At 60.1% G+C, this 20,136-nt stretch carries 18 protein-coding genes; 8 read left to right on the forward strand and 10 right to left on the reverse strand.

The features are described 5' to 3' along the window. The first annotated feature begins 4 nt into the window (after positions 1–4). Positions 5–1,504, forward strand: coding sequence for an FGGY family carbohydrate kinase (locus tag WFO70_RS11150; RefSeq protein WP_337016128.1), 1,500 nt, complete (start codon positions 5–7; stop codon positions 1,502–1,504). 96 nt (positions 1,505–1,600) lie between these two features. Here WFO70_RS11150 and WFO70_RS11155 read toward each other — a convergent pair whose 3' ends face one another. Both WFO70_RS11155 and WFO70_RS11160 read right to left on the reverse strand, forming a co-directional pair. Further along, positions 1,601–1,753 carry a Hok/Gef family protein gene (locus WFO70_RS11155; protein WP_337016129.1) on the reverse strand — a complete coding sequence of 51 codons (153 nt, stop codon included), beginning with the start codon at positions 1,751–1,753 and terminating at the stop codon, positions 1,601–1,603. A gap of 240 nt (positions 1,754–1,993) precedes the next feature. After that, positions 1,994–2,707 carry a GNAT family N-acetyltransferase gene (locus WFO70_RS11160; protein WP_337016131.1) on the reverse strand — a complete coding sequence of 238 codons (714 nt, stop codon included), beginning with the start codon at positions 2,705–2,707 and terminating at the stop codon, positions 1,994–1,996. Between the two features lie 210 nt (positions 2,708–2,917). On the opposite strand from WFO70_RS11160, the gene WFO70_RS11165 reads away from it, so the two are divergent. From WFO70_RS11165 to WFO70_RS11185, 5 genes are all read left to right on the forward strand, one after another. Then, the gene (locus tag WFO70_RS11165) at positions 2,918–4,486 is read left to right on the forward strand and encodes an ABC transporter substrate-binding protein (RefSeq protein WP_337016133.1); all 1,569 of its coding nucleotides are present in this window, start codon (positions 2,918–2,920) and stop codon (positions 4,484–4,486) included. A 125-nt stretch (positions 4,487–4,611) separates the two neighbouring features. Next, positions 4,612–5,634, forward strand: coding sequence for an ABC transporter permease (locus tag WFO70_RS11170; protein ID WP_337016135.1), 1,023 nt, complete (start codon positions 4,612–4,614; stop codon positions 5,632–5,634). Beyond that, a complete protein-coding gene (locus WFO70_RS11175; protein ID WP_337016136.1) occupies positions 5,634–6,467 on the forward strand; it encodes an ABC transporter permease in 834 nt (277 codons plus the stop codon). Before WFO70_RS11170 ends, WFO70_RS11175 begins: the two co-directional genes overlap by 1 nt. Continuing rightward, on the forward strand, positions 6,460–7,296 hold the full coding sequence (locus WFO70_RS11180) for an ABC transporter ATP-binding protein (protein ID WP_337016137.1): 837 nt from the start codon (positions 6,460–6,462) through the stop codon (positions 7,294–7,296). The genes WFO70_RS11175 and WFO70_RS11180 overlap by 8 nt, the downstream gene beginning before the upstream one ends. After that, a complete protein-coding gene (locus WFO70_RS11185) occupies positions 7,283–7,987 on the forward strand; it encodes an ABC transporter ATP-binding protein (protein WP_337016138.1) in 705 nt (234 codons plus the stop codon). Before WFO70_RS11180 ends, WFO70_RS11185 begins: the two co-directional genes overlap by 14 nt. 57 nt (positions 7,988–8,044) lie before the next feature. Here the strand turns inward: WFO70_RS11185 and WFO70_RS11190 are convergent, their stop codons facing one another. The 3 genes from WFO70_RS11190 to WFO70_RS11200 all read right to left on the reverse strand — a co-directional run bounded on the left by WFO70_RS11190 (position 8,045) and on the right by WFO70_RS11200 (position 9,403). Further along, the gene (locus WFO70_RS11190; RefSeq protein WP_337016140.1) at positions 8,045–8,521 is read right to left on the reverse strand and encodes a cold-shock protein; all 477 of its coding nucleotides are present in this window, start codon (positions 8,519–8,521) and stop codon (positions 8,045–8,047) included. 97 nt (positions 8,522–8,618) lie between these two features. Further along, the gene (locus WFO70_RS11195) at positions 8,619–8,864 is read right to left on the reverse strand and encodes a YmjA family protein (protein ID WP_337016142.1); all 246 of its coding nucleotides are present in this window, start codon (positions 8,862–8,864) and stop codon (positions 8,619–8,621) included. Between the two features lie 44 nt (positions 8,865–8,908). Next, on the reverse strand, positions 8,909–9,403 hold the full coding sequence (locus WFO70_RS11200; RefSeq protein WP_337016144.1) for a GNAT family N-acetyltransferase: 495 nt from the start codon (positions 9,401–9,403) through the stop codon (positions 8,909–8,911). A gap of 146 nt (positions 9,404–9,549) precedes the next feature. Between WFO70_RS11200 and WFO70_RS11205 the strand changes: the two genes are divergently transcribed. Continuing rightward, positions 9,550–10,671 (forward strand): YbdK family carboxylate-amine ligase, encoded by a 1,122-nt coding sequence (locus tag WFO70_RS11205; protein ID WP_337016146.1) that lies wholly within the window; start codon positions 9,550–9,552, stop codon positions 10,669–10,671. Here the strand turns inward: WFO70_RS11205 and WFO70_RS11210 are convergent. The 3 genes from WFO70_RS11210 to WFO70_RS11220 all read right to left on the reverse strand — a co-directional run bounded on the left by WFO70_RS11210 (position 10,658) and on the right by WFO70_RS11220 (position 17,632). Continuing rightward, complete coding sequence (locus WFO70_RS11210; protein ID WP_337016148.1) at positions 10,658–13,756, reverse strand: efflux RND transporter permease subunit; 3,099 nt, start codon at positions 13,754–13,756, stop codon at positions 10,658–10,660. The genes WFO70_RS11205 and WFO70_RS11210 overlap by 14 nt on opposite strands. Positions 13,757–13,765: 9 nt before the next feature. After that, on the reverse strand, positions 13,766–14,830 hold the full coding sequence (locus tag WFO70_RS11215) for an efflux RND transporter periplasmic adaptor subunit (protein WP_337016151.1): 1,065 nt from the start codon (positions 14,828–14,830) through the stop codon (positions 13,766–13,768). Between the two features lie 105 nt (positions 14,831–14,935). After that, complete coding sequence (locus tag WFO70_RS11220; RefSeq protein WP_337016153.1) at positions 14,936–17,632, reverse strand: cation-transporting P-type ATPase; 2,697 nt, start codon at positions 17,630–17,632, stop codon at positions 14,936–14,938. 487 nt (positions 17,633–18,119) lie between these two features. Here WFO70_RS11220 and WFO70_RS11225 point away from each other — a divergent pair, with 487 nt between their 5' ends. Further along, positions 18,120–18,368, forward strand: coding sequence for a DUF1158 domain-containing protein (locus WFO70_RS11225; RefSeq protein ID WP_337016155.1), 249 nt, complete (start codon positions 18,120–18,122; stop codon positions 18,366–18,368). Positions 18,369–18,604: 236 nt separating this feature from the next. Here the strand turns inward: WFO70_RS11225 and WFO70_RS11230 are convergent, their stop codons facing one another. Continuing rightward, complete coding sequence (locus WFO70_RS11230) at positions 18,605–18,946, reverse strand: RamA family antibiotic efflux transcriptional regulator (protein ID WP_337016157.1); 342 nt, start codon at positions 18,944–18,946, stop codon at positions 18,605–18,607. Between the two features lie 32 nt (positions 18,947–18,978). Beyond that, complete coding sequence (locus tag WFO70_RS11235; RefSeq protein WP_337016159.1) at positions 18,979–20,082, reverse strand: MBL fold metallo-hydrolase; 1,104 nt, start codon at positions 20,080–20,082, stop codon at positions 18,979–18,981. Positions 20,083–20,136 lie beyond the last annotated feature (54 nt).

The following is a 20,136-nucleotide window of genomic DNA, read 5'->3' on the forward strand; positions in this document are numbered from 1 at the left end:
CGCCATGTCGGTAAGCAAGGAGATCATTATTGCCCTCGATGAGGGCACGACCAACGCCAAAGCGGTGGCGCTGGACGCAGGCGGTCACGTGGTGGCGAGTTTCTCCCGGGCGCTGGCGATCCAGACTCCGCACGACGGCTGGGTAGAACAATCCGCCGAACTGCTGGTGGAGGCCTCCCTCGACGTGGTGGCCCGCGCGATCGCCACCGTCGGGGTGGAGAGGGTTGCCGCGCTGGCGATCGGCAATCAGCGTGAGACAGTCGTGGGCTGGGATCGGGTCACGGGTAAACCTGTTGCCCCGGCGCTCAGCTGGCAGTGTTCCCGCACCGCGGCCTTTTGCCATCAGCTGCGGGAGCACGGCCACGGGCCGAACATCAAGGCGGTGACGGGCCTGCCCATCGCGCCGCTGTTTTCAGCCTCCAAAATGCGCTGGCTGCTGGATAACACCCCCGATGGCGCAGAGCGCGCCGCCCGGGGTGAGATCTGCCTCGGCACCGTTGACAGCTGGCTGCTGTGGCAGCTGACTCAGGGCCAGGCCTTCAGCTGCGACTACGCCAATGCCGCCCGCACCCAGCTGATGAACCTGCATACCGCCGACTGGGATCCGCAGATGCTGGCGCTGTTTGGCATTCCGCGCGCGGCACTGCCGGAGATCAAGCCCTCCAGCGGGCTGTTTGGTTATACCCGCGGCTGCCCGTCCATTCCTGACGGCCTGCCGGTGATGGCGATGATCGGCGACTCCCACGCCGCGCTTTTTGCTCACGGTCTGGGTGCCGAAGGCTGCGTGAAAGCGACCTACGGCACCGGTTCGTCGGTGATGGCCCCGGTCGCTTCCGCCCGCTGCGACGTCAGCGCGCTGGCGACCACCGTGGCGTGGCATGACGGCGACACGCTGGTCTACGGGCTGGAGGGCAATATTCCCCATACCGGCGACGCGGTGGCCTGGATGGCAGACAGCACCGGCCTCAGCGAGCTGCCCCAGGTGGAGCTTGCCCATGCGCTGAACACCCTGCCCCGCTCGGTGGACTCGACTCTCGGCGTCTACTTTGTTCCGGCGCTTACCGGTCTTGGCGCACCCTGGTGGGATGAAAACGCCCGCGGCATGATCCACGGCCTGAGCCGGGGAGTAACGCGAGCGCACCTGATCCGCGCGGCGCTGGAGTCCATCGCCTATCAGATAGCCGACGTGGTGCAGGCGATGCACACCCATCCGGGCTTTACCCTCAACGCACTGATGGTGGACGGCGGGCCGACAAAAAACGACTGGCTGATGCAGTATCAGGCCGATCTCCTCGGCTGCCCGGTGCTGCGCAGCGACGTGCCGGAACTCTCAGCCATCGGGGCCGCCCTGCTGGCGCGTAAGGCGCTGTTTAACCTCACCACCGCGCAGCTGCGCCAGTATCTGCCGGAACACGTCACCTTTACACCGGACATGGCGCGTCACGCCCGACTACAGAGCCGCTGGCAAGCCTGGCAGGAGGCGGTTGAGCGGGTAAGAACGTAAAAATGCCCCGTCCGGCTCATCACCAGACGGGGCAAATAAACGGGTGCCCGAACCAAACCGACAACCGGATAAGCGGGGATTGCTCCCCGCGTACCGCTACTTCTTCGTTTCGTAAGCGAGAACAGCTTTCACTTCCATATCACGCTCCTTAAAGCTCAGTTCGCATAACTGCTCGTGAACCAGAAACGTGACTCCCAGCACTGTTAAACTCAGAACCAGGATCGCCGCAAGGGCGTACTTGTTAAGCATGTCATTGCCTCCTTGCCAAGAAGGGGCTACCATCCAAATTGTTCAGGTTTGGTGTGGTAGCCCCGGTTGATGGAAACATCTCCGGGGCTTTTGCTTTCTGCCTCACCACACCTGCCTGAGCTCAGAAAGCATCAGGCACCCGCTGCAATACTACTCTCGTATTGCCGAAAAAATCGCTCTTTAACTGTATATTTAACCAGTTGAATAGCCTTTTCAGAATACGTTCAGATTACCGGGAAATCAGGCCGTTTCCGGACGCACATGAAACGTCTCAAGGCGTCTGATTTGTCGCCCTTCACTATCAAAATTGTCCGCCGCCAGCCAGGCGCGGATGGCCGCGTCCCGCTCTGACCATTCGCTGTCGATGATCGACAGCATATCGCTGTCGCGGTTACGGCCTTTACGCACCAGTTTCTGCCGCAGCCGCCCTTCCCAGCTAAAGCCGAGCCGCTCGGCGGCACGGCGCGAGGCAATGTTCATCGAATCGCACTTCCACTCCAGCCGACGGTAGCCCCGCTCAAATCCGTATTTCAGCAGCAGCCAGACCGCTTCGGTGCCGAGCGGGGTGTTTTTCATTTTTCGCGACCAGGTGACATGACCGATCTCCACCGAGCCCAGCTGCTGTTCGATCGCCATATAACAGACCAGCCCGACGGCGCGTTCGCTGTGACAATCGATCACCGCAAAGGGCACCAGCGCCTCGTCCTGCACTTTGCCCTGCAACCAGTCAACGGTCTCCTCTACGCTGGCGGGCTGATTGCTGGCAAGCCAGGTCCAGTCGCTGTCGTCGCCCAGCGCGTACGCCTCGAACAGATCTACCGCGTGTTCTACCGCATCCAGCGGTTCAAGGCGGCAAAAGCGTCCTTCCAGTACGCCACGCTCTAATACGTTGGCACCCTGCCAGCCGGGAACAGGATCGTTAACGGTCTGCCCCCATTTATTGATTTCCGGCACGCTACTACCTCTTTTTTTTGTTAAAAAATTGTTATTTCACAATACAGGATTGTTGGCTTAACGGTAACGCTGACCGCGCTAATAACCATAAATAATTCGTTATGCGCGACAGGAATAAGCTAAGCAGAATTAAGACTTTCCTAATTTCTGTCGGCCCCCCTAACGTAACGGTCTATAAAACAATCAAAAACAAGAATTTCAGGGATCGCTATGAACAAAAAACTCCTGCCGTTACTGGTGCTGGCTGCACTGTCAGCTACCGCACATGCCGCTACGCCGCCTGATACGCTGGTTGTTGCTCAGGGTCTGGATGATATCGTGAGCCTCGATCCGGCCGAAGCTAACGAGCTCTCCAGCATTCAGACCGTGCCCAGCCTGTATCAACGTCTGGTCCAGCCGGACCGCGATAACCCGGAAAAAATCACCCCGATTCTGGCCGAGAGCTGGGAAGCGGATGCGGTAGCAAAAACCCTGACCATCAAGCTGAAACCGGACGCGAAATTTGCCTCCGGCAACCCGCTGCGCCCGGAAGACGTGATTTTCTCGTATACCCGCGCCGTCACGCTGAACAAATCCCCGGCCTTTATCCTCAACGTGCTGGGCTGGGACGCCAGTAACATCGCCAGCAAGCTGAAAAAGGTGGATGACCACACCCTGCAGCTGCACTGGACGGCAGACGTCAGCCCGTCCGTGGCGCTGAACATTCTCTCCACGCCGATTGCCTCTATCGTGGACGAGAAGCTGGTCGCCGCCAACGTGAAGGGCGATGATCAGGGTAACGCGTGGCTGAAGATGCACTCGGCGGGCAGCGGCGCGTATAAAATGCGCGTCTATCAGCCGCATCAGGCTATCGTGCTGGAAGCCAACGCCAGCGCGCCGGGCGGTGCGCCAAAGCTGAAGAACATTATTATTAAAAACGTCCCGGATCCGGCCTCACGTCGTCTGCTGATTGAGCAGGGTGATGCGGACGTCGCCCGCGATCTCGGTGCCGACCAGGTCGGTGCCCTTAACGGCAAGCCGGGCGTCACCGTGCTGAGCATCCCCTCTGCGGAGCAGAACTACCTGGTCTTTAACGCGGGTAACAGCGCCAATCCGCTGCTGAATAACCCGGCCTTCTGGGAAGCGGCACGCTGGCTGGTGGATTATGAAGGCATCACCAAAGATCTGCTGAAAGGCCAGTATTTTGTTCACCAGAGCTTCCTGCCGGTCGGCCTGCCTGGCGCACTGGAGAACAATCCGTTCAAATTTGATCCGGCCAAAGCGAAAGCGATTCTGGCGAAAGCGGGTATCAAAGATGCGCACTTCACGCTGGACGTAGAGAACAAACCGCCGTTTATCACCCTCGCTCAGTCGATGCAGGCGAGCTTCGCCCAGGGTGGCGTGAAGATCGACCTGCTGCCCGCCGCCGGGAGCCAGGTGTATGCCCGCGTGCGGGCTAAACAACACCAGGCCGCTATCCGCCTGTGGATTCCGGACTACTTCGACGCCCACTCCAACGCCAGCGCCTTCGCCTGGAACGACGGTAAATCCAGCACCGTGGCCGGGCTAAACGGCTGGCAGATCCCGGAGCTGAATAAAGCCACGCTGGCGGCGGTCGCCGAGCCGGATCCGGCCAAACGCCTTGACCTGTATAAGCAGATGCAGGAGCAATTGCAGCAGACCTCGCCGTATGTGTTTGTCGATCAGGGCAAAACCCAGATTGTGGTGCGCAATAACGTGAAGGGTTATCAGCAGGGGCTGAATGCGGATATGGTCTGGTACGACCGCGTAACCAAGTAAGTTTTGTAGGCCGGGTAAGGCGTAGCCGCCACCCGGCATCTGGCCGCACAGACAGCCATTGCCCGGCGGCGCTGCGCTTGCACGGGCCTACGTCCCCTGGAACCACCCGGCAACAAGAGATTCCCATGCCTCATCTATCCACCCACGTGGCGCGCGTTTTACAGGGTCTGCTGACCCTGTTCCTTACGCTGCTCGGGCTTTTACTCGTGACCTTTGCGCTCTCCGCGCTCTCGCCGGTCGATCGCGTTTTGCAGATCGTCGGCGATCATGCCAGTCAGTCCACCTACAATCAGGTTCGCCACCAGCTCGGGCTGGATCGGCCGCTGCCGGTGCAGTTCTGGCACTATCTGGTTAATCTTGCGCAGGGCGATCTCGGCACCGCCAGCGCCACCGGGCAGCCGGTATTGCAGGATCTGCTCCACGCCTTCCCCGCCACCCTCGAGCTGGCTACCCTGGCACTGATTGTCGGGGCCGTACTGGGGGTGATCGCTGGGGTGCTGTGCGCCCGCTATGCCGGTTCGCCGCTCGACCTGGTTATCCGCACCCTCACCCTGCTCGGTAATTCGGTACCCATTTTCTGGCTCGGGCTGCTGATGCTGGCGCTGTTCTACGCGAAGCTACAGTGGAGCGCCGGGCCCGGTCGACTGGACGATATCTGGCAGTACACCGTTGAGCCGCGCAGCGGATTTGCGCTGATCGACACCTGGCTTTCCGGCGACATGGCGGCCTTTAAAAACGCCGTCAGCCATCTGGTTTTGCCGGTGCTGCTGCTGGCTTACTATTCGCTGGCGAGCATCACCCGCCTGACCCGCTCGGCATGTCTGAGCGAGATGAACAAAGAGTACATCCTGCTGGCGCGGGCCAAAGGGGCGGGCGAGATGACCATCCTGCTGCGCCACGTGCTGCCCAATATTCGCAGCACCCTGCTGACGGTAATTGCGCTGGCGTACACCACCATGCTGGAAGGGGCGGTATTAACCGAAACGGTCTTCTCATGGCCGGGAATTGGTCGCTACCTCACCACCGCGCTGTTCGCCGGGGATACCACCGCCATCATGGGCGGGACGCTGCTTATCGGCGTCTGTTTTGTGCTGATCAATAACCTGACCGACCTGCTGGTGCGGTTCACTGACCCAAGGGTGCGCTGATGCCGTTTTATCTGTTTTTACGTCGGCTGCGCCGCTCGCCAGCGGCATTTTGCGGGCTGGTCATCATTACCCTGCTGCTGCTGGTAGCGCTGTTTGCGCCGTGGCTGGCACCGCTGGATCCGAACTGGCAGGATGCTGCCGCCCGTCTGCAGCCGCCTGGTGCCCAACACTGGCTCGGCACTGACAGCTACGGGCGCGACCTGCTCTCAAGGCTGATCTACGGCAGCCGTCCGGCGCTGGGGCTGGTAGCCTTAGTAACGGTGATTACCTTGCCCGCGGGGCTGCTGGTGGGGATTTTATCCGGCTACTACGGCGGCTGGCTGGAGCGGGTGTTGATGCGCTTTACCGACGTGGTGATGTCGATGCCGCGCCTGATCCTCGCCTTTGCCTTTGTCGCCATGCTCGGTCCGGGGCTGGTCAACGGCGCGCTGGCGCTGGCCTTAACCACCTGGCCGGCTTACGCCCGTCAGGCGCGCAGCGAGATCCAGCGTCTGCGCCACAGCGACTATCTGGCGGCGGCCGAGATGATGGGCATCCGCGGTTTTCGCCTGCTGCTGGGGCATATTCTGCCGCTGTGTCTGCCCTCGGCTATCGTGCGTCTGGCGCTGGATCTGGCCGGGATTATCCTCGCCGCAGCCGGACTGGGCTTTCTCGGCCTCGGCGCGCGTCCGCCGATGGCGGAATGGGGGGCGATGATCGCTGACGGGATGCAGGTCATTTTCGATCAGTGGTGGATTGCCGCCATTCCGGGCGGGGCGATCCTGATCGCCAGCCTGGCCTTTAATCTGCTGGGCGACGGCCTGCGCGACGTGCTGGAGCCACAACATGACTGAACCCCGCATTATTGTCGATTCCCTGACGATTGATTATCCCGCCGCGCGGGTGGTCAACAACGTCAGCTTTACCCTGGGCAATGAACGCCTGGCCCTGGTCGGGGAGTCCGGCTCGGGCAAGTCGATGACCGCCCGGGCGCTGATGGGTCTGGTGCGCAAGCCAGGCCGGGTCAGCGCACAGACGCTCAACGTGCTGGGGCACGACCTTACCAGCCTGTCGCCGCGCGGCTGGCGGCAGTTGCGCGGCAACGAGATTGCGATGGTGCTTCAGGATCCGCGCTACGCCCTCAACCCGGTGAAGAACGTGCAGGCGCAGCTGGATGAGGCGTTAACCCTGCACCAGTCGCTGCCGCGCCGGGAGCGTCTGGACCGTATTCGGGAGCTGATCCACGCCGTGGGTCTGACCGACGCGGTGCTTGGTCGCTATCCGGGAGAACTCTCTGGCGGCATGGGCCAGCGGGTGATGATCGCCATTGCGCTGATCAACAACCCGCGGGTGCTAATTGCTGATGAACCCACCTCAGCCCTCGACGCCCGCCTGCGCAACCAGATCCTTGAGCTGCTGGTGGAGCAGTGCGCGCAACGCCAGATGGCGATGCTGCTGATTAGCCACGATCTGCCGCTGGTGGCGGAACATTGCGACCGCGTGCTGGTAATGTACCAGGGCGAAAAGGTGGATGAGATGGCGGCAAGCCAGCTTTCTCAGGCCACCCACCCCTACACGCAGACGCTGTGGACCTGCCGCCCTGATGCCAGCACCTACGGACAGATGCTGCCGACGCTTGATCGTACTCAGCCCTGGAAGGAGGCACCTCATGGCACTCGTTAATGTGGATCAACTGCAGGTGACCTTCGGGGAGAAAACGGCGGTCTCTGCCGCCAGCTTTGCCATTGAGCAAGGGGAAACCTTCAGCCTGATCGGTGAATCGGGCTGCGGAAAATCGACCATTCTGCGGGTGCTGGCCGGGCTGCAGCGCCAGTGGCACGGCAACGTTCAGGTGCTTGGCGACCGGCTCCAGCCCGGCGCGCGCTTTACCGGCGCGCTGCGGCGCAACGTGCAGATGGTGTTTCAGGATCCCTGGGCCTCGCTGCATCCGAATCACACCATCTCGCGCACCCTGGCGGAGCCGTTACAGATCCACGGCGAAACGCGGATCGCCGAAAAGGTGGCGGAGGCGCTGCAGCAGGTGGGGCTGGGTGTCGATGCGGGCAAGCGTTATCCCCACCAGCTCTCCGGCGGGCAGCGTCAGCGCGTGGCGATTGCCCGGGCGCTGCTGTTACGCCCCCAGCTTCTGCTGCTGGATGAACCCACTTCGGCGCTGGACATGTCGGTGCAGGCGGAGATCCTTAATTTGCTCAATCGCCTGAAACAGCAGCACGGGATGACCTATCTGCTGGTGAGCCATGATGCGGACGTGATCGCCCATATGTCAGACCGGGCGGCGTTTATGGCGCACGGAGAAATCCAGCACGTGTTCGATCGGGAGGCCATGCTCAGAGGTGAGCATCGGATGGGGTAGTGTCGTGCGGCGGTTTTGTAGGCCGGGTAAGGCGTAGTCGCCACCCGGCCCTGCAGATTACATCAGGTTCTTAAGCTGTTTCACCGTGGCATCAATATCGATTTCATCTTCGGAGAAAATGAAGGTTTTGCCCTGGAAGGTGGTGATCGCCAGTTTCTTCAACGTGCGCAGCTCGCCTGATTTCGCCGTGGATTTCGGGGCGATATTCCCCATCAGGCTCTTCACCGACAGCACCTCTTTATCAACTTTGGCGTCAGCAGACTCTTCTTCGCTGTAAACCAGATAAGACTTGATGGAGGTGATCTTATGTCGTTCGCCATCAATGAAGATGTATTTGCTTTCCGGGATAACTTTTACCGCAAACGCTGACAAACCCTTGTTGTTGGTGGTGGGTTCAAACGTCACTGCGGCATCTTTCTTAATCAGATCGGGGTTGGAGACCTTAATCACGTGAAAATAGCGGTTATCGCCGTTTTCATCTTTGATAAATCCAAAACCCTTATCTGCAAACCACGTTGTGATTGTTCCGTTCATCGCCTTTACCGCCTGATTAATCGTTTACCAACTCAATTTTTTGCCGCGCGCAGTGTAAAGCACATCGCCTGCCCAGACTACGTCTTTCGCGCAGGAACTACTCATTACCCCACTGATTGAGGAAATTGGCGATATCGTCAATGCGCTGGGTGTTGATGCCCGCTTCCACCGCCATCTCGGTCTGGGCCTCTTCGCTGATCTCTTCGTTATTCATTAAACGGGTGATCAGCAGCTGGAAATAGAGCGCCAGGGGATCGCGTTCGGCTTCACTCACCGGCGTTGCGGCTTCCGTCGTGTACTCATCCACGATGTCATAATATTTAATCGGTACGTCGTTGCTCATTCGTTATCCTCTGGGTGTCGGTTGCTGCCTGGATAATAGCATCCTCAGCTCTTTTTTTCCGCGAGCTCCACAATAGACTTGCTCATGTTGACCCCCGTAATCCCAAAACCGCTGGTCTCGTAGAGATGCCGGGCACGGGCATTATTACCCGCCACACGGAGTCTGATCTCTTTAAAACCCTTCTCACGTAGATGCGCTTCTAAATTGCGGAGAGTCTGTTTACCCAGCCCCTGCCCCTGACAAGCTGTGAAAATATGAAAATCATAGATAAACACTGAACGCATCATCGTATCGGGTTTGTACCAGAGATAGCCGACATGCCTGTTGATTTGATCTATCGGCGCAACAAGAGAGAGTAAAACGTGCCCATGCGTATTAACGCCCTCAGGAAGCATTTCGGCGATTTCCTGCTTTGCTCTGGCAAGAGAATCATGTTGAGAGAGCCCGTAGTTTGAGGCGATCTCCCCGGCATAATCATGAATAAAATAATCCAGATAAGCAGGATACTCATCTTCTGTCAGCGGACGAAATGAGACCATTGCTTACTCCTTAGTGTTAATAATCAGGACACTATTAATAACGATAAGGGCTCTGAAACGTCAAGGCAGACGGGTCTCTCCCACAGAGAGAGGGCGATTATCATCCGTTGTCTATACTCAACGCATTACAGACAACGGAGTGCGCTATGCCTTTACCCGACTTTCATTCCTCTGAACCCTACACCCTGGGCATCGAACTGGAGCTGCAGGTGGTTAACCCGCCGGGCTACGATCTGAGCCAGGACTCCTCTGCCCTGATCGACGCCGTTAAAAACGACATCAAAGCCGGTGAAGTGAAGCACGACATCACCGAAAGCATGCTCGAAATCGCCACCGGCGTGTGCCAGAACATCGACCAGGCAGCAGCGCAGTTTTCCGCCATGCAGCAGAGCATCCTGCGCGCGGCGGCGGTGCACCATGTCCAGATCTGCGGCGGCGGCACGCATCCGTTTCAGAAATGGCAGCGTCAGGAGGTGTGCGAAGACGAGCGTTATAACGCCACGCTGGAGCGCTTTGGCTATCTGATTTTGCAGGCCACGGTGTTCGGTCAGCACGTGCACGTGGGGTGTCGAACCGGCGATGACGCCATCTACCTGCTGCACGGCCTGTCGCGCTTTGTCCCGCACTTTATCGCCCTGGCGGCCTCCTCTCCCTATATGCAGGGCACCGACACGAAGTTCTCTTCATCGCGGCTCAATATCTTCTCGGGGTTCCCGGATAACGGCCTGATGCCGTGGGTCAACAACTGGCAGGCGTTCGAGGGGCTGTTCCGCCGCCTGAGTTCGACCAGCATGATCGACAGCATTAAAGATTTGCACTGGGACATCCGCCCCAGCCCGCATTTTGGCACCGTGGAGGTGCGGGTGATGGATACACCGCTCACCCTCGCCCACGCCATTAATATCGCCGGGCTGATCCAGGCCACCTCGCACTGGCTGCTGACCACCCGGCCTTATAAACATCAGGAACAGGATTTTCTGCTGTACCGCTTCAACCGTTTTCAGGCCTGCCGCTATGGGCTGGAAGGGATCCTGACCGACGTGCATACCGGCGAGCACAAAACCATCCAGGAAGATCTCGCCTGGCTGCTGGAGCGCGTTGCACCGTCAGCGGAGAAGCTGGGCGCAACCAGTGCGATTCAGGAAATTGCCCTGATGCTGAAACAGGGCAAGAGCGAGGCCCAGCGCATGCGGGACTTTATCGCAGACGGTGGCTCGCTCATCTCCTTAGTGCAAAAACATGCCGAGCTGTGGGCTACGAGTCCGTAAGCCGATGCCCCCACTCGCGCAGGCGCTGGAACACCACGAACAGCGCGGGGATGAAGATAATCCCCACCACCGTGGCCACCAGCATACCGCTGAACACCGTGGTGCCGATGATGCGGCGGCTCTGGGCTCCCGCCCCGGTCGCCAGCATCATCGGCAATACGCCGATAATGAACGACACGGCGGTCATCATCACCGCGCGGAAGCGGCGCGATGCCCCTTCCCGCGCCGCATCGACAATCGCCATCCCCTCCATGCGCCGCGCGCGGGCAAACTCCACGATCAGGATCGCGTTCTTGGCGGCGAGGGCTATCAATAGCACCAGACCAATCTGCACGTACACGTCATTGGCGTATCCCGCCAACCACAGCCAGACCAGCGCCCCGCCGATGGCGAACAGCACCGAGAGCATCACGCTCGCCGGGAGCGTCCAGCTCTCGTACTGGGCGACGAGGAACAGCCACGCCATGACCACCGCCGCCAGCACGATCCACATCGCCTGGTTGCCGGTCTGCTGCTCCTGATACGACATGCCGCTCCAGGCGTAGTCGTACCCGGCTGGCAGGTTTTCCGCCAGAATCTCTCCCATCGCCGCCATCGCGGTGCTGCTGCTCACTCCTTCCGCTGCCGAACCGCTTACCGAGACCGACGTGAACTGGTTGTACTGCTGCAGGAACGGGGCGCCGACCGTCGGCGTAATGGTGACGAGGTTGCTCAGGCGCACCCGCTCGCCGTTATTACTGCGGACAAACAGCTCGCTGATTTGCCCGGCGCGCTCGCGCCACTGCATCTCGTTTTGCATGACGACGTGGTAAACGCGGTTATTCACGCTGAAATCCCCGGCGCGCGTGCCGCCAAAGGCGGTCTGCAGGCTGCTGAAGATGCGCGACACCGGCACGTCGAGACGGGCAGCGCGCTCGCGGTCAACGGTCAGCGTCAGCTGCGGCACGTTGCTGCTCCAGGTGGTAAACACGCGGTTCAGCTGCGGGTGCTGGTTGGCTTTCGCCAGCACCTCACGCGTCACGCGCTCCAGCTCCGCCGGGCTCTGCCCCGCCTGCGCCTGAATGCGCAGGTCAAAGCCGGAGGCGTTGCCCAGCCCCGGCAGCGTCGGCGGCGCGAAGGTCATAATGGTCGCTTCCGGCAGGGCCAGCAGCTGGCGCTGCAGGGTGCCCATCACCTCATCCAGCGGCGGCCGCTCGCTCCAGTCCTTCAGCATGATGGAGATAAACCCACCATTGGAGGCGCTGGTGCCGTTGAGAATGTTAAACCCGGAGACCTGAATCACGTCCTCCACCGCCGGGTTTTTGGCGATTAATTCGCGCGCCGTAGCCATCACCGCCTCGGTGCGCTCCAGCGAGGCCGCTTCCGGCAGCTGAACGCTGGCGAAGAAGTAGCCCTGATCCTCCTGGGGCAGGAAGCCTTTAGGCATCGACATAAAGCTGAACGCCACCACGGCCGCCGCGCCTGCGGTGGCCAGCAGCGCCAGCCACGGGTGCAGGTTTAAAACGTTCACGATGCGGGTGTAGAAACCGCGCGTGGCGTCCAGCCCGCGGTTAAAGGCGCGATAGAGTGCCGCAGGTTTCTCCGGACGCGGACGCAGCAGCATCGCGCACAGCGCGGGCGTCAGGGTCAGTGCCAACAGGCTTGAAAGCGTCACGGCGGTGGAGAGCGTCACCGCGAACTGGCGATAAAGCTCGCCAACAATCCCCGGCAGCAGCGCCACCGGCACAAACACCGCCAGCAGCACCAGCGTCGTCGCAATCACCGGCCCGGCAATCTGGCGCAGCGCCAGCGCGGTGGCCGCCGTGCGGCTCTGCCCTTCCGCCATCAGCGTTTCGACGCTCTCCACCACCACGATGGCGTCATCCACCACCATGGTCAGCGCCAGAATAATGGCGAACAGGCTGAGGGTGTTGGCGGAGTAGCCGAGCGTGTAGAGCACCGCAAAGGTGCCTACCAGAGACACCGGGATGGCAAGCGCGACAATCAGCGTCGCGCGCCAGCTTTGCAGGAACAGGGAAACGACCACCACTACCGCCAGCATGGTCAACGCCAGCGAAACGCCGATCTCCTTGATGGTGGCGGCAACAAAGGAGGTGGTGTCGAATTTCACCTCATACATCAGGTCGTCCGGGAAGCGCGTCGAGAGGCGCTCCAGCTCCGCGCGCACAGCGTCGGCCACGCGCAGGGCGTTGGCGGACGGCGTCGGGTAGATGCCGAGGTAGGCGGAATCATGCCCGTTCAGCTGCGCGCCGGAGCTGTAGCTGCGCGAGCCAAGCTCGATACTTGCGACGTCCTTCAGGCGCACCAGCTGGCCCATCTCACCCGCGCGGATGATGATGTCGGCAAAGTCTTCGGCCTGGTTTAAACGTCCCAGCCCGTTGATGGTGAGGGTCTGCTGCTGGCCGTTAAACACCGGCGGCGTACCGACCTGGCCCGCCGCGCCCTGCACGTTCTGCTCGCGCAGCGCCTGCGCCACGTCGTCGGTGGTGACGTTCAGGGCATTCATGCGGTCCGGACGCAGCCAGATGCGCATGCTGTAGTTGCGCGCGCCGAACATCTGTACCTGCCCGACGCCCGGCAAGCGAGACAGCGCCTCGCGCACCTGGGTGCTGGCGTAGTTGCTGACGAACAGCGGCGTGTGGGTGTTATTCGGTGAGTAAAGACTTACCCCCATCATCAGGTTGGTGGCCCGCTTGCGTACCTGCACGCCATTTTGCTGCGCCTCGGTCGGCAGTTGCGCCACGGCCTGCGCCACGCGGTTTTGCACGTCGATGGCGGCAAGATCCGGATCGGTACCCGCCGCAAAGGTAATGTTCAGGCTGTACGAGCCTTCGTCCGAGCTCGTGGACTCCATATAGAGCATGTGGTCCACGCCGTTCAGCTGGGTCTCCAGTGGCGTGGCGATGGCCTCCGCCACGTCAGCCGAGCTGGCGCCGGGCCATGACGCTGACACATTCACGACCGGCGGCGTGATCTGCGGGTACTGCTCTACCGGAATAATCCTCAGCGCGATGGCCCCCAGCAGGGTGATGACCAGCGCAATCACCATCGCAAAGCGCGGGCGTTTGATGAAAAACGTCAGCATGATGGCTCCTTAATTCAGTATCTGAACGGTAGCGCCTGGCTGCACGCGCTGCGCGCCGTCAGTAATCGCTCGCTCACCGGGCTTCACGCCGGATGCAATCTGGAACTGCTGGCCAATCTGTCCGGCGACCTTCAGCGGGCGCATTTCGGCTTTGCCGTCGGCATTAATCACCCAGGCAAAGAACCCGTCGCCGTTCTGCTGGACCGCGGCGGCGGGCAGCGTAAGCACCGCCTTCTCGCTCATTGGGCGCAAAGTCACATTCACATTTCCGCCGGGCAGAAGCTGATGGCGCGGGTTAGCGAACTCGGCGCGCAGCATCACGCTGGCAGTGCGCGGGTCGATTCGGTTATCCACGGACGTCAGTTCACCGGGGATACGCTGACCGTTGCTGTCGATTAACGCCTGCCAGGCCTGCTTCATGGCGCTGATATCCGCATGCTGTCCGGCTTTGGTCGCAAACGCCCCCTCTTCCAGCGCAAAGGCGATGCGGATCGGATCGAGCTGGACCACCTCCACCAAAACGCCGCTCGCAGGGTTGACCAGGCTGCCGACGTGGAACTGGCTGTGCCCCACGCGTCCGTCAATCGGAGAGGCGATGCGGGTGTAGTTCAGGGTGACGCTGCGGGTGTCGAGACGGGCTTTCGCCTGCTCCAGCGCGGCGCTGGCGACGTCCCGCTGCATGCGGGCGTTATCCACGTCGTGACGGCTGATGGCGTTACTGCTGCCCAGGCTTTCAAAGCGGGAAAGCTGCTGCTGCGCCTGACGCAGCGTGGCTTCGGCGCTTTTCACCTCGGCCTGCGCCAGGCGCAGGGCGGCGCGCGGCTCGGCGTCGTCCAGCTCGAACAGCACGTCGCCCTTTTTCACGTACTGCCCGTCGCGGAAGTGGATTTTGGTAATCACGCCTTCCGTGCGGGCGCGCAACTCAACGGTGTGAATCGCTTCGATGCGACCCGGGATCTGACGCTCGGCGGCGTGGGCGGTCTGCTCCACGGCGGCGACGCGGACGGGAATGGCGGCAGCGAATGCGGGTTGCAGGGTGCAGGCGAGGAGCGCGAACAGGAGTGGGAATTTCATGGGAGTACCTCAGATGTGTTCCCCTCACCCCGCCCCTCTCCCGCAGGGAGAGGGAGGTCTGAGTACCCTCTCCCTGCGGGAGAGGGTTAGGGTGAGGGCAAAAAGTTATGCAGCCTTACGGAACCTGCGGGTCAGTCGCTTCTCGATTTCAACGACGAAGAACATCACGCCCGCCACCGCCAGAGTCACGAACCAGTAGCGCAGCGGCAGCGCTTCGGTGCCGAACAGCATCTGCATAAACGGCAGGTAGATAATCGCCGCCTGCAGCAGGAACAGCACGCCCGTCACCAGCCAGATACCTTTGTTTGCCAGCAGGCCACGGTTCAGGGAGAACCCTTCGGTGTTGCGGCAGTTAATCATGTACACCCACTGGGCGCAGACCAGCATCTGCAGCAGCACGGTGCGGATGAACTCCGCGCTGTGGCCGCGCGGGGCCAGCCAGGCTTCCAGCGCAAAGGCGGCAACGGCAATCAGGGTGCCGACGAAGGCCACGCGCCAGACGGCGTAGGCGTCCATCACGTGCTGCCCGGTCTGGCGCGGCGGACGGCGCATGATGTTGCGCTCGGCGGCCTCAAAGGCCAGGCCGAAGGAGAGCGTGGCGGAGGTCGCCATGTTCATCCACAGAATCAGCACCGGCGTCAGCGGAATGATGTTCCCCGCCAGCAGCGCAATCACAATCAGCAGCCCCTGCGCAAGGTTGGTCGGCATGATGAAGAGGATGGTCTTCTTCAGGTTGTCGTAAACGCGACGCCCCTCTTTCACCGCGCTGGCGATGGTAGCGAAGTTATCGTCCGTCAGGACCATGTCCGCCGCTTCTTTGGTCACTTCCGTCCCTTTGATGCCCATCGCGATGCCCACGTCCGCCTGACGCAGCGCCGGCGCATCGTTCACGCCGTCGCCGGTCATGCCGACTATCTCGCCTTTATCCTGCAGCGCTTTCACCAGGCGCAGCTTATGCTCCGGGCTGGTGCGGGCGAAGATGTCATACTTCACCGCCGCGTCCGCCAGCTCGGCGTCGTCCATTTTCTCCAGCTCGTAGCCGGTCACCGCCTGCTCGCTGTTGGCGATCCCCAGCATCTGGCCGATGCTCATGGCCGTCTGCGGGTGATCCCCGGTGATCATCTTCACGCGGATCTCCGCCTGCTGGCAGGCGCGAATGGCGTCGATCGCCTCCGGGCGTGGCGGATCCATCATCCCGGCGATGCCGAGGAAGATCAGGCCGTGGCTGAGAGTATCGTGGGTCAGCTCCTGCTCACCGTTCGCTGGCTTAAACGCGGCGGCCACCATGCGCAGCCCCTGACGGGCATAGCGCTCCATCTCCGCTTCCCAGTACGCGCGGTTGAAGGCTTCGGCACCGTGGCGGGTCTGCTGCTGTGCGCAGAGGGCGAAAATCACGTCCGGCGCGCCGGTGATTAAAATCTGCTCCTCACCGCCGATCTGGTAGTGGGTGCTCATGTACTTGTACTGCGAGTCGAACGGGATCTTGCTGATAAGCGTGGTCATGACCGGCTCAAGATGCGCCTTCGCCGCCAGCACCTTCAGCGCGCCCTCGGTCGGGCCACCGGTGATGCTCCACAGGCCGCGCTCGTCCTGGATCATCTGGCTGTCGTTACACAGGTCGATGGTGCGCAGGTACTGCTCCAGCACGGTGCCCGGCTGGATCTGCACCGGCTCGTCACTGCCCTCAAGGCAGATGTTACCTTCCGGGGCATAGCTGTCACCCCCGACGCGATAGCAGCTGTCGGCGGTGATGATCGCTTTGACGGTCATCTCGTTCATGGTCAGGGTGCCGGTTTTATCCGAGCAGACCACGGTCATTGCCCCTAAGGTCTCTACGGTAGGCAGCTTGCGGATGATGGCCCGCTTATGCGCCATCGCCTGCACGCCCAGGGAGAGGATAATCGAGATAATGGCTGGCAGACCTTCCGGTACCGACGCCACCGCCAGGCTAATCAGGGAGAGCAGCAGCTCGCCCATCGGGATCTCGCGGAACGCCAGGCTGAAGATAAACAGCGCGGTCATCATGGCGAGGATAATGGCGAAGATCGCCTTGCCGAGCTTGTCCATCTGCACCAGCAGCGGCGTGCGGTGCTTTTCAATCCCGGCCATCATCTGGTTGATGTAGCCCAGTTCAGTCTCTTGACCGGTAGCGATGACCACACCCATTCCGCCGCCCGCGCTGACGGTGGTACCGGAAAACAGCAGATTGGTGCGATCGCCGAGGGTTAATTCCCCGGTTAAGGGCTGAATATGTTTATCGACCACCGTGGATTCGCCGGTAAGAATCGCCTCTTCCACGCGTAAATTATGTGCCTCAATCACCCGCATATCCGCAGGAATACGATCCCCGGCGCGCAGGACAATAATATCCCCCGGAACTATTTCAGTGGTCGGTATAGTTTCATGAGCGCCGTCACGAATAACGCGCGCATCGCTGGCGAGCATATTTCGGATGCTGCTCAATGATTTCTCGGCGTTGCTCTCCTGAACATGACCAATTAAGGCATTAATCACCGCCACACCCAGAATCACCAGGGTATCGACCCAGTGGCCCATCACTGCTGTTAATACCGCTGCGGCCAGCAGGACGTAAATTAAGACATCGTTAAAATGGGCCAGAAAACGCAGCCACGCCGGTCGGGCTTTTTTTTCTGGCAGTGCGTTGGGGCCATGCTGCTGCAGGCGCGCCTGGGCTTCGGCACGGCTCAGGCCGGAGGTGGTGCTGCTTTGTGCGGCCAGAGTCTGTTCGACGGTCTGCTGATAAGCCTCTGTCGGCTTGTGGTGGTGATGCATTTTAGTCATGTTTCAGCTCCTTTAATTCGCAGTGAGCAAAAGCCAGAATTCCATTCCTGCTTTATGAATCGTCTGGCGATAATTTAATGGCTTGTCACGGCAATTAATTTATCGCACTATTATTTCTGTCGACGGCATTAAACAGATTACGTTTCATTTCAATACGACGATTTTTACAAATTATTTCTAAACCTAAACTAAACGAGGGGTCAGCATGTTTGGAATTTATCGCGGGCGTCGTCTGGCGTTATATATTATCGCTGCCATTGTTATTGCGACGTTAATTGGATATAGCACTTATACCTTTGTAAAACTATTAACCGGAGGGTGACAATAATTTACATTAGTGCAGATTAATTGAATTAGTGGCTATCGGGCGGGAAAATATTAGCGAATTAATGGGCGATTATTTATCGCCCGCACGTTTTACGGTTGAGATTGCTTTACGAAGCCCTATCCGTGACAATGTTATTTTTAACTGACGATTAACATAAATATGAAGCACCCACTGGAATCGCTCTTAACGGCAGGCGGCATCCTGCTGATGGCCTTTCTCTCCGTTTTGCTGCTGCCTGCACCTTCCCTGGGGCTGGTGGTGGCGCAAAAGCTGATGAGCACCTTCCATCTGATGGATCTCAACCAACTCTATACCATTATCTTCTGCCTGTGGTTTTTACTGCTCGGCGCCGTTGAGTTCTTTGTCCTGCGCTTCCTCTGGCGCCGCTGGTTTTCACGGGCGGCGTAAGCCGGTGAAATCGCGCATTTCGTGGATTAGCGCTTCACACCAGGCCGCATAGTCGTGGCCGCTGGACCGGTGGTTTCGAACTTCCCGGCCTGCAGCCAGAAGCGTACCGGATACGGGTGCCGTAAGCCGTTTTTTGTAGGCCCGGTAAGCGCAGCGCCACCGGGCAATGTGCGGGCACCGTGCCAACAAAAAAGCCGGGTGGCGGCTACGCCTTACCCGGCCTACGTTCGATGCGCTTAGTGCGCCCGGCTGTGGTTATCCTTGCGATACGCCCCAGGCGGCTGATTAAAGGTGCGGGTAAAGACGCGGGTAAAGGTCTGCTGGGAGTCAAAGCCGTAGCGCAGACAGATGTCGTAGACCTTTTCATCCGATTCAACCAGATCGCGCGCCGCCAGCCGTAGCTTGCGTTCACGAATATAGCGCCCCAGACTCTCGCCTTTATACTGCATAAACAGCCGCTGTAGATGCCATTTGGAATAGCCCGCGTGACGGGCAATATCCTCGATCCGCAACGGCTGATGAAGGTTGTCGTCGATCCACTCGACAATGGTGTCGATAACCTGAGCGGAAATAGTCATGCTGCTCTCCCCCTCTGCTCTTCGATTAAACATTATTCCCACCACGCGCGAAATTGTTGCGTGGCATCATCCACTCTGACCGGCTCACCCAGCTCAGGGGTCAGCAGGCGATAGGGCTTGTCCTCGCTGGCCTGTGAAAGCTTGATCAGCGGGTCGTTCCAGGTATGTTTTGCCAGCACAAAGCGGCCGGAGTGGCCCGGCACCACCGCCCTGGCATTCAGATCCACGGCGGCCTGCGCCGTTTCGGCAGGCTGCATATGGATGTATTTCCAGTCCTGGTCGTACTGCCCGTTCTCCATGATCGCCAGATCGACGCTGCCGAACCGCTCCCCGATAGCGCTAAAGTGCGGGCCGTAACCCGAATCTCCGCTGTAGAACACCTTCTGCTGCGGAGTAACAAACATAAAGCTGGCCCACAGCGTCTGGTTGCGCTTCAGCCCGCGCCCGGAGAAATGGCGCGCCGGCAGAACGTGAACTATCAGCTCATCGCTGATGCGCACCGACCGATCCCAGTCCCGCTCCTCAATGATGGCCGGATCCATGCCCCAGTAGCGCAGGTGTGACCCGACCCCGAGCGGAGTAACCACGCGTTTGACTTTCGGCATCAGCGCCTTGATGGTGGCGTAATCGAGATGATCGTAGTGATCGTGCGAAATAATCAGCAGATCGATGTCGGGCATCTCATCGGCATGCCAGGGGTACTCCCCGGCAAAGGCTTTATTGAGGAAGGAGAACGGCGCGGCGTAACTGCTGAAAACCGGGTCGATCAGAATGCGTTTGCCCGCAAGTTGCAGATACCACGAGGAGTGGCCGAGCCAGACCAGGGTGTCCTGATCCGGTGGCAGCGTTGCCAGATCGGTTTTTACCAGCGGCAGCGGCTGGGCCGGACGTGCGTTTTCACGCTTTGTCACCAGAAAATCCCACCATGCTGCCAGCATATTTTTGTTGCCGGTAAATCCCGGTGTCGGGAGGGTGTTATGGAACTGCCCGTCGCGATACTGCGGCGAAGCGGCAAACTCGCTCAGCTGCTCGCCCTGTGGCGGCTGGCCGAATCCGGCATTCAGTACAAACGGCAAACTCGCCGCGGATGCAATAATCATCACTACCACCAGGCTAATAATAAAACGCTTTTTCATATCCCGACCCGAATTCGCGCCCCTTCCGATGGCTTGCGCGGGCAAAACTTGATT

The organism is Leclercia sp. AS011 (assembly GCF_037152535.1).
Lineage (GTDB): Bacteria > Pseudomonadota > Gammaproteobacteria > Enterobacterales > Enterobacteriaceae > Enterobacter.

Excerpts from the sequence above, each read along its gene's own strand:
- WFO70_RS11215 (WP_337016151.1), bottom strand. The coding sequence starts at position 14,830 with ATGAAATTCCCACTCCTGTTCGCGCTCCTCGCCTGCACCCTGCAACCC.
- WFO70_RS11230 (WP_337016157.1), bottom strand. The coding sequence starts at position 18,946 with ATGACTATTTCCGCTCAGGTTATCGACACCATTGTCGAGTGGATCGAC.
- WFO70_RS11165 (WP_337016133.1), top strand. The coding sequence starts at position 2,918 with ATGAACAAAAAACTCCTGCCGTTACTGGTGCTGGCTGCACTGTCAGCT.
- WFO70_RS11190 (WP_337016140.1), bottom strand. The coding sequence starts at position 8,521 with ATGAACGGAACAATCACAACGTGGTTTGCAGATAAGGGTTTTGGATTT.
- WFO70_RS11220 (WP_337016153.1), bottom strand. The coding sequence starts at position 17,632 with ATGACTAAAATGCATCACCACCACAAGCCGACAGAGGCTTATCAGCAG.
- WFO70_RS11235 (WP_337016159.1), bottom strand. The coding sequence starts at position 20,082 with ATGAAAAAGCGTTTTATTATTAGCCTGGTGGTAGTGATGATTATTGCA.
- WFO70_RS11150 (WP_337016128.1), top strand. The coding sequence starts at position 5 with ATGTCGGTAAGCAAGGAGATCATTATTGCCCTCGATGAGGGCACGACC.
- WFO70_RS11195 (WP_337016142.1), bottom strand. The coding sequence starts at position 8,864 with ATGAGCAACGACGTACCGATTAAATATTATGACATCGTGGATGAGTAC.
- WFO70_RS11170 (WP_337016135.1), top strand. The coding sequence starts at position 4,612 with ATGCCTCATCTATCCACCCACGTGGCGCGCGTTTTACAGGGTCTGCTG.
- WFO70_RS11175 (WP_337016136.1), top strand. The coding sequence starts at position 5,634 with ATGCCGTTTTATCTGTTTTTACGTCGGCTGCGCCGCTCGCCAGCGGCA.
- WFO70_RS11185 (WP_337016138.1), top strand. The coding sequence starts at position 7,283 with ATGGCACTCGTTAATGTGGATCAACTGCAGGTGACCTTCGGGGAGAAA.
- WFO70_RS11205 (WP_337016146.1), top strand. The coding sequence starts at position 9,550 with ATGCCTTTACCCGACTTTCATTCCTCTGAACCCTACACCCTGGGCATC.
- WFO70_RS11210 (WP_337016148.1), bottom strand. The coding sequence starts at position 13,756 with ATGCTGACGTTTTTCATCAAACGCCCGCGCTTTGCGATGGTGATTGCG.
- WFO70_RS11155 (WP_337016129.1), bottom strand. The coding sequence starts at position 1,753 with ATGCTTAACAAGTACGCCCTTGCGGCGATCCTGGTTCTGAGTTTAACA.
- WFO70_RS11225 (WP_337016155.1), top strand. The coding sequence starts at position 18,120 with ATGAAGCACCCACTGGAATCGCTCTTAACGGCAGGCGGCATCCTGCTG.
- WFO70_RS11200 (WP_337016144.1), bottom strand. The coding sequence starts at position 9,403 with ATGGTCTCATTTCGTCCGCTGACAGAAGATGAGTATCCTGCTTATCTG.
- WFO70_RS11180 (WP_337016137.1), top strand. The coding sequence starts at position 6,460 with ATGACTGAACCCCGCATTATTGTCGATTCCCTGACGATTGATTATCCC.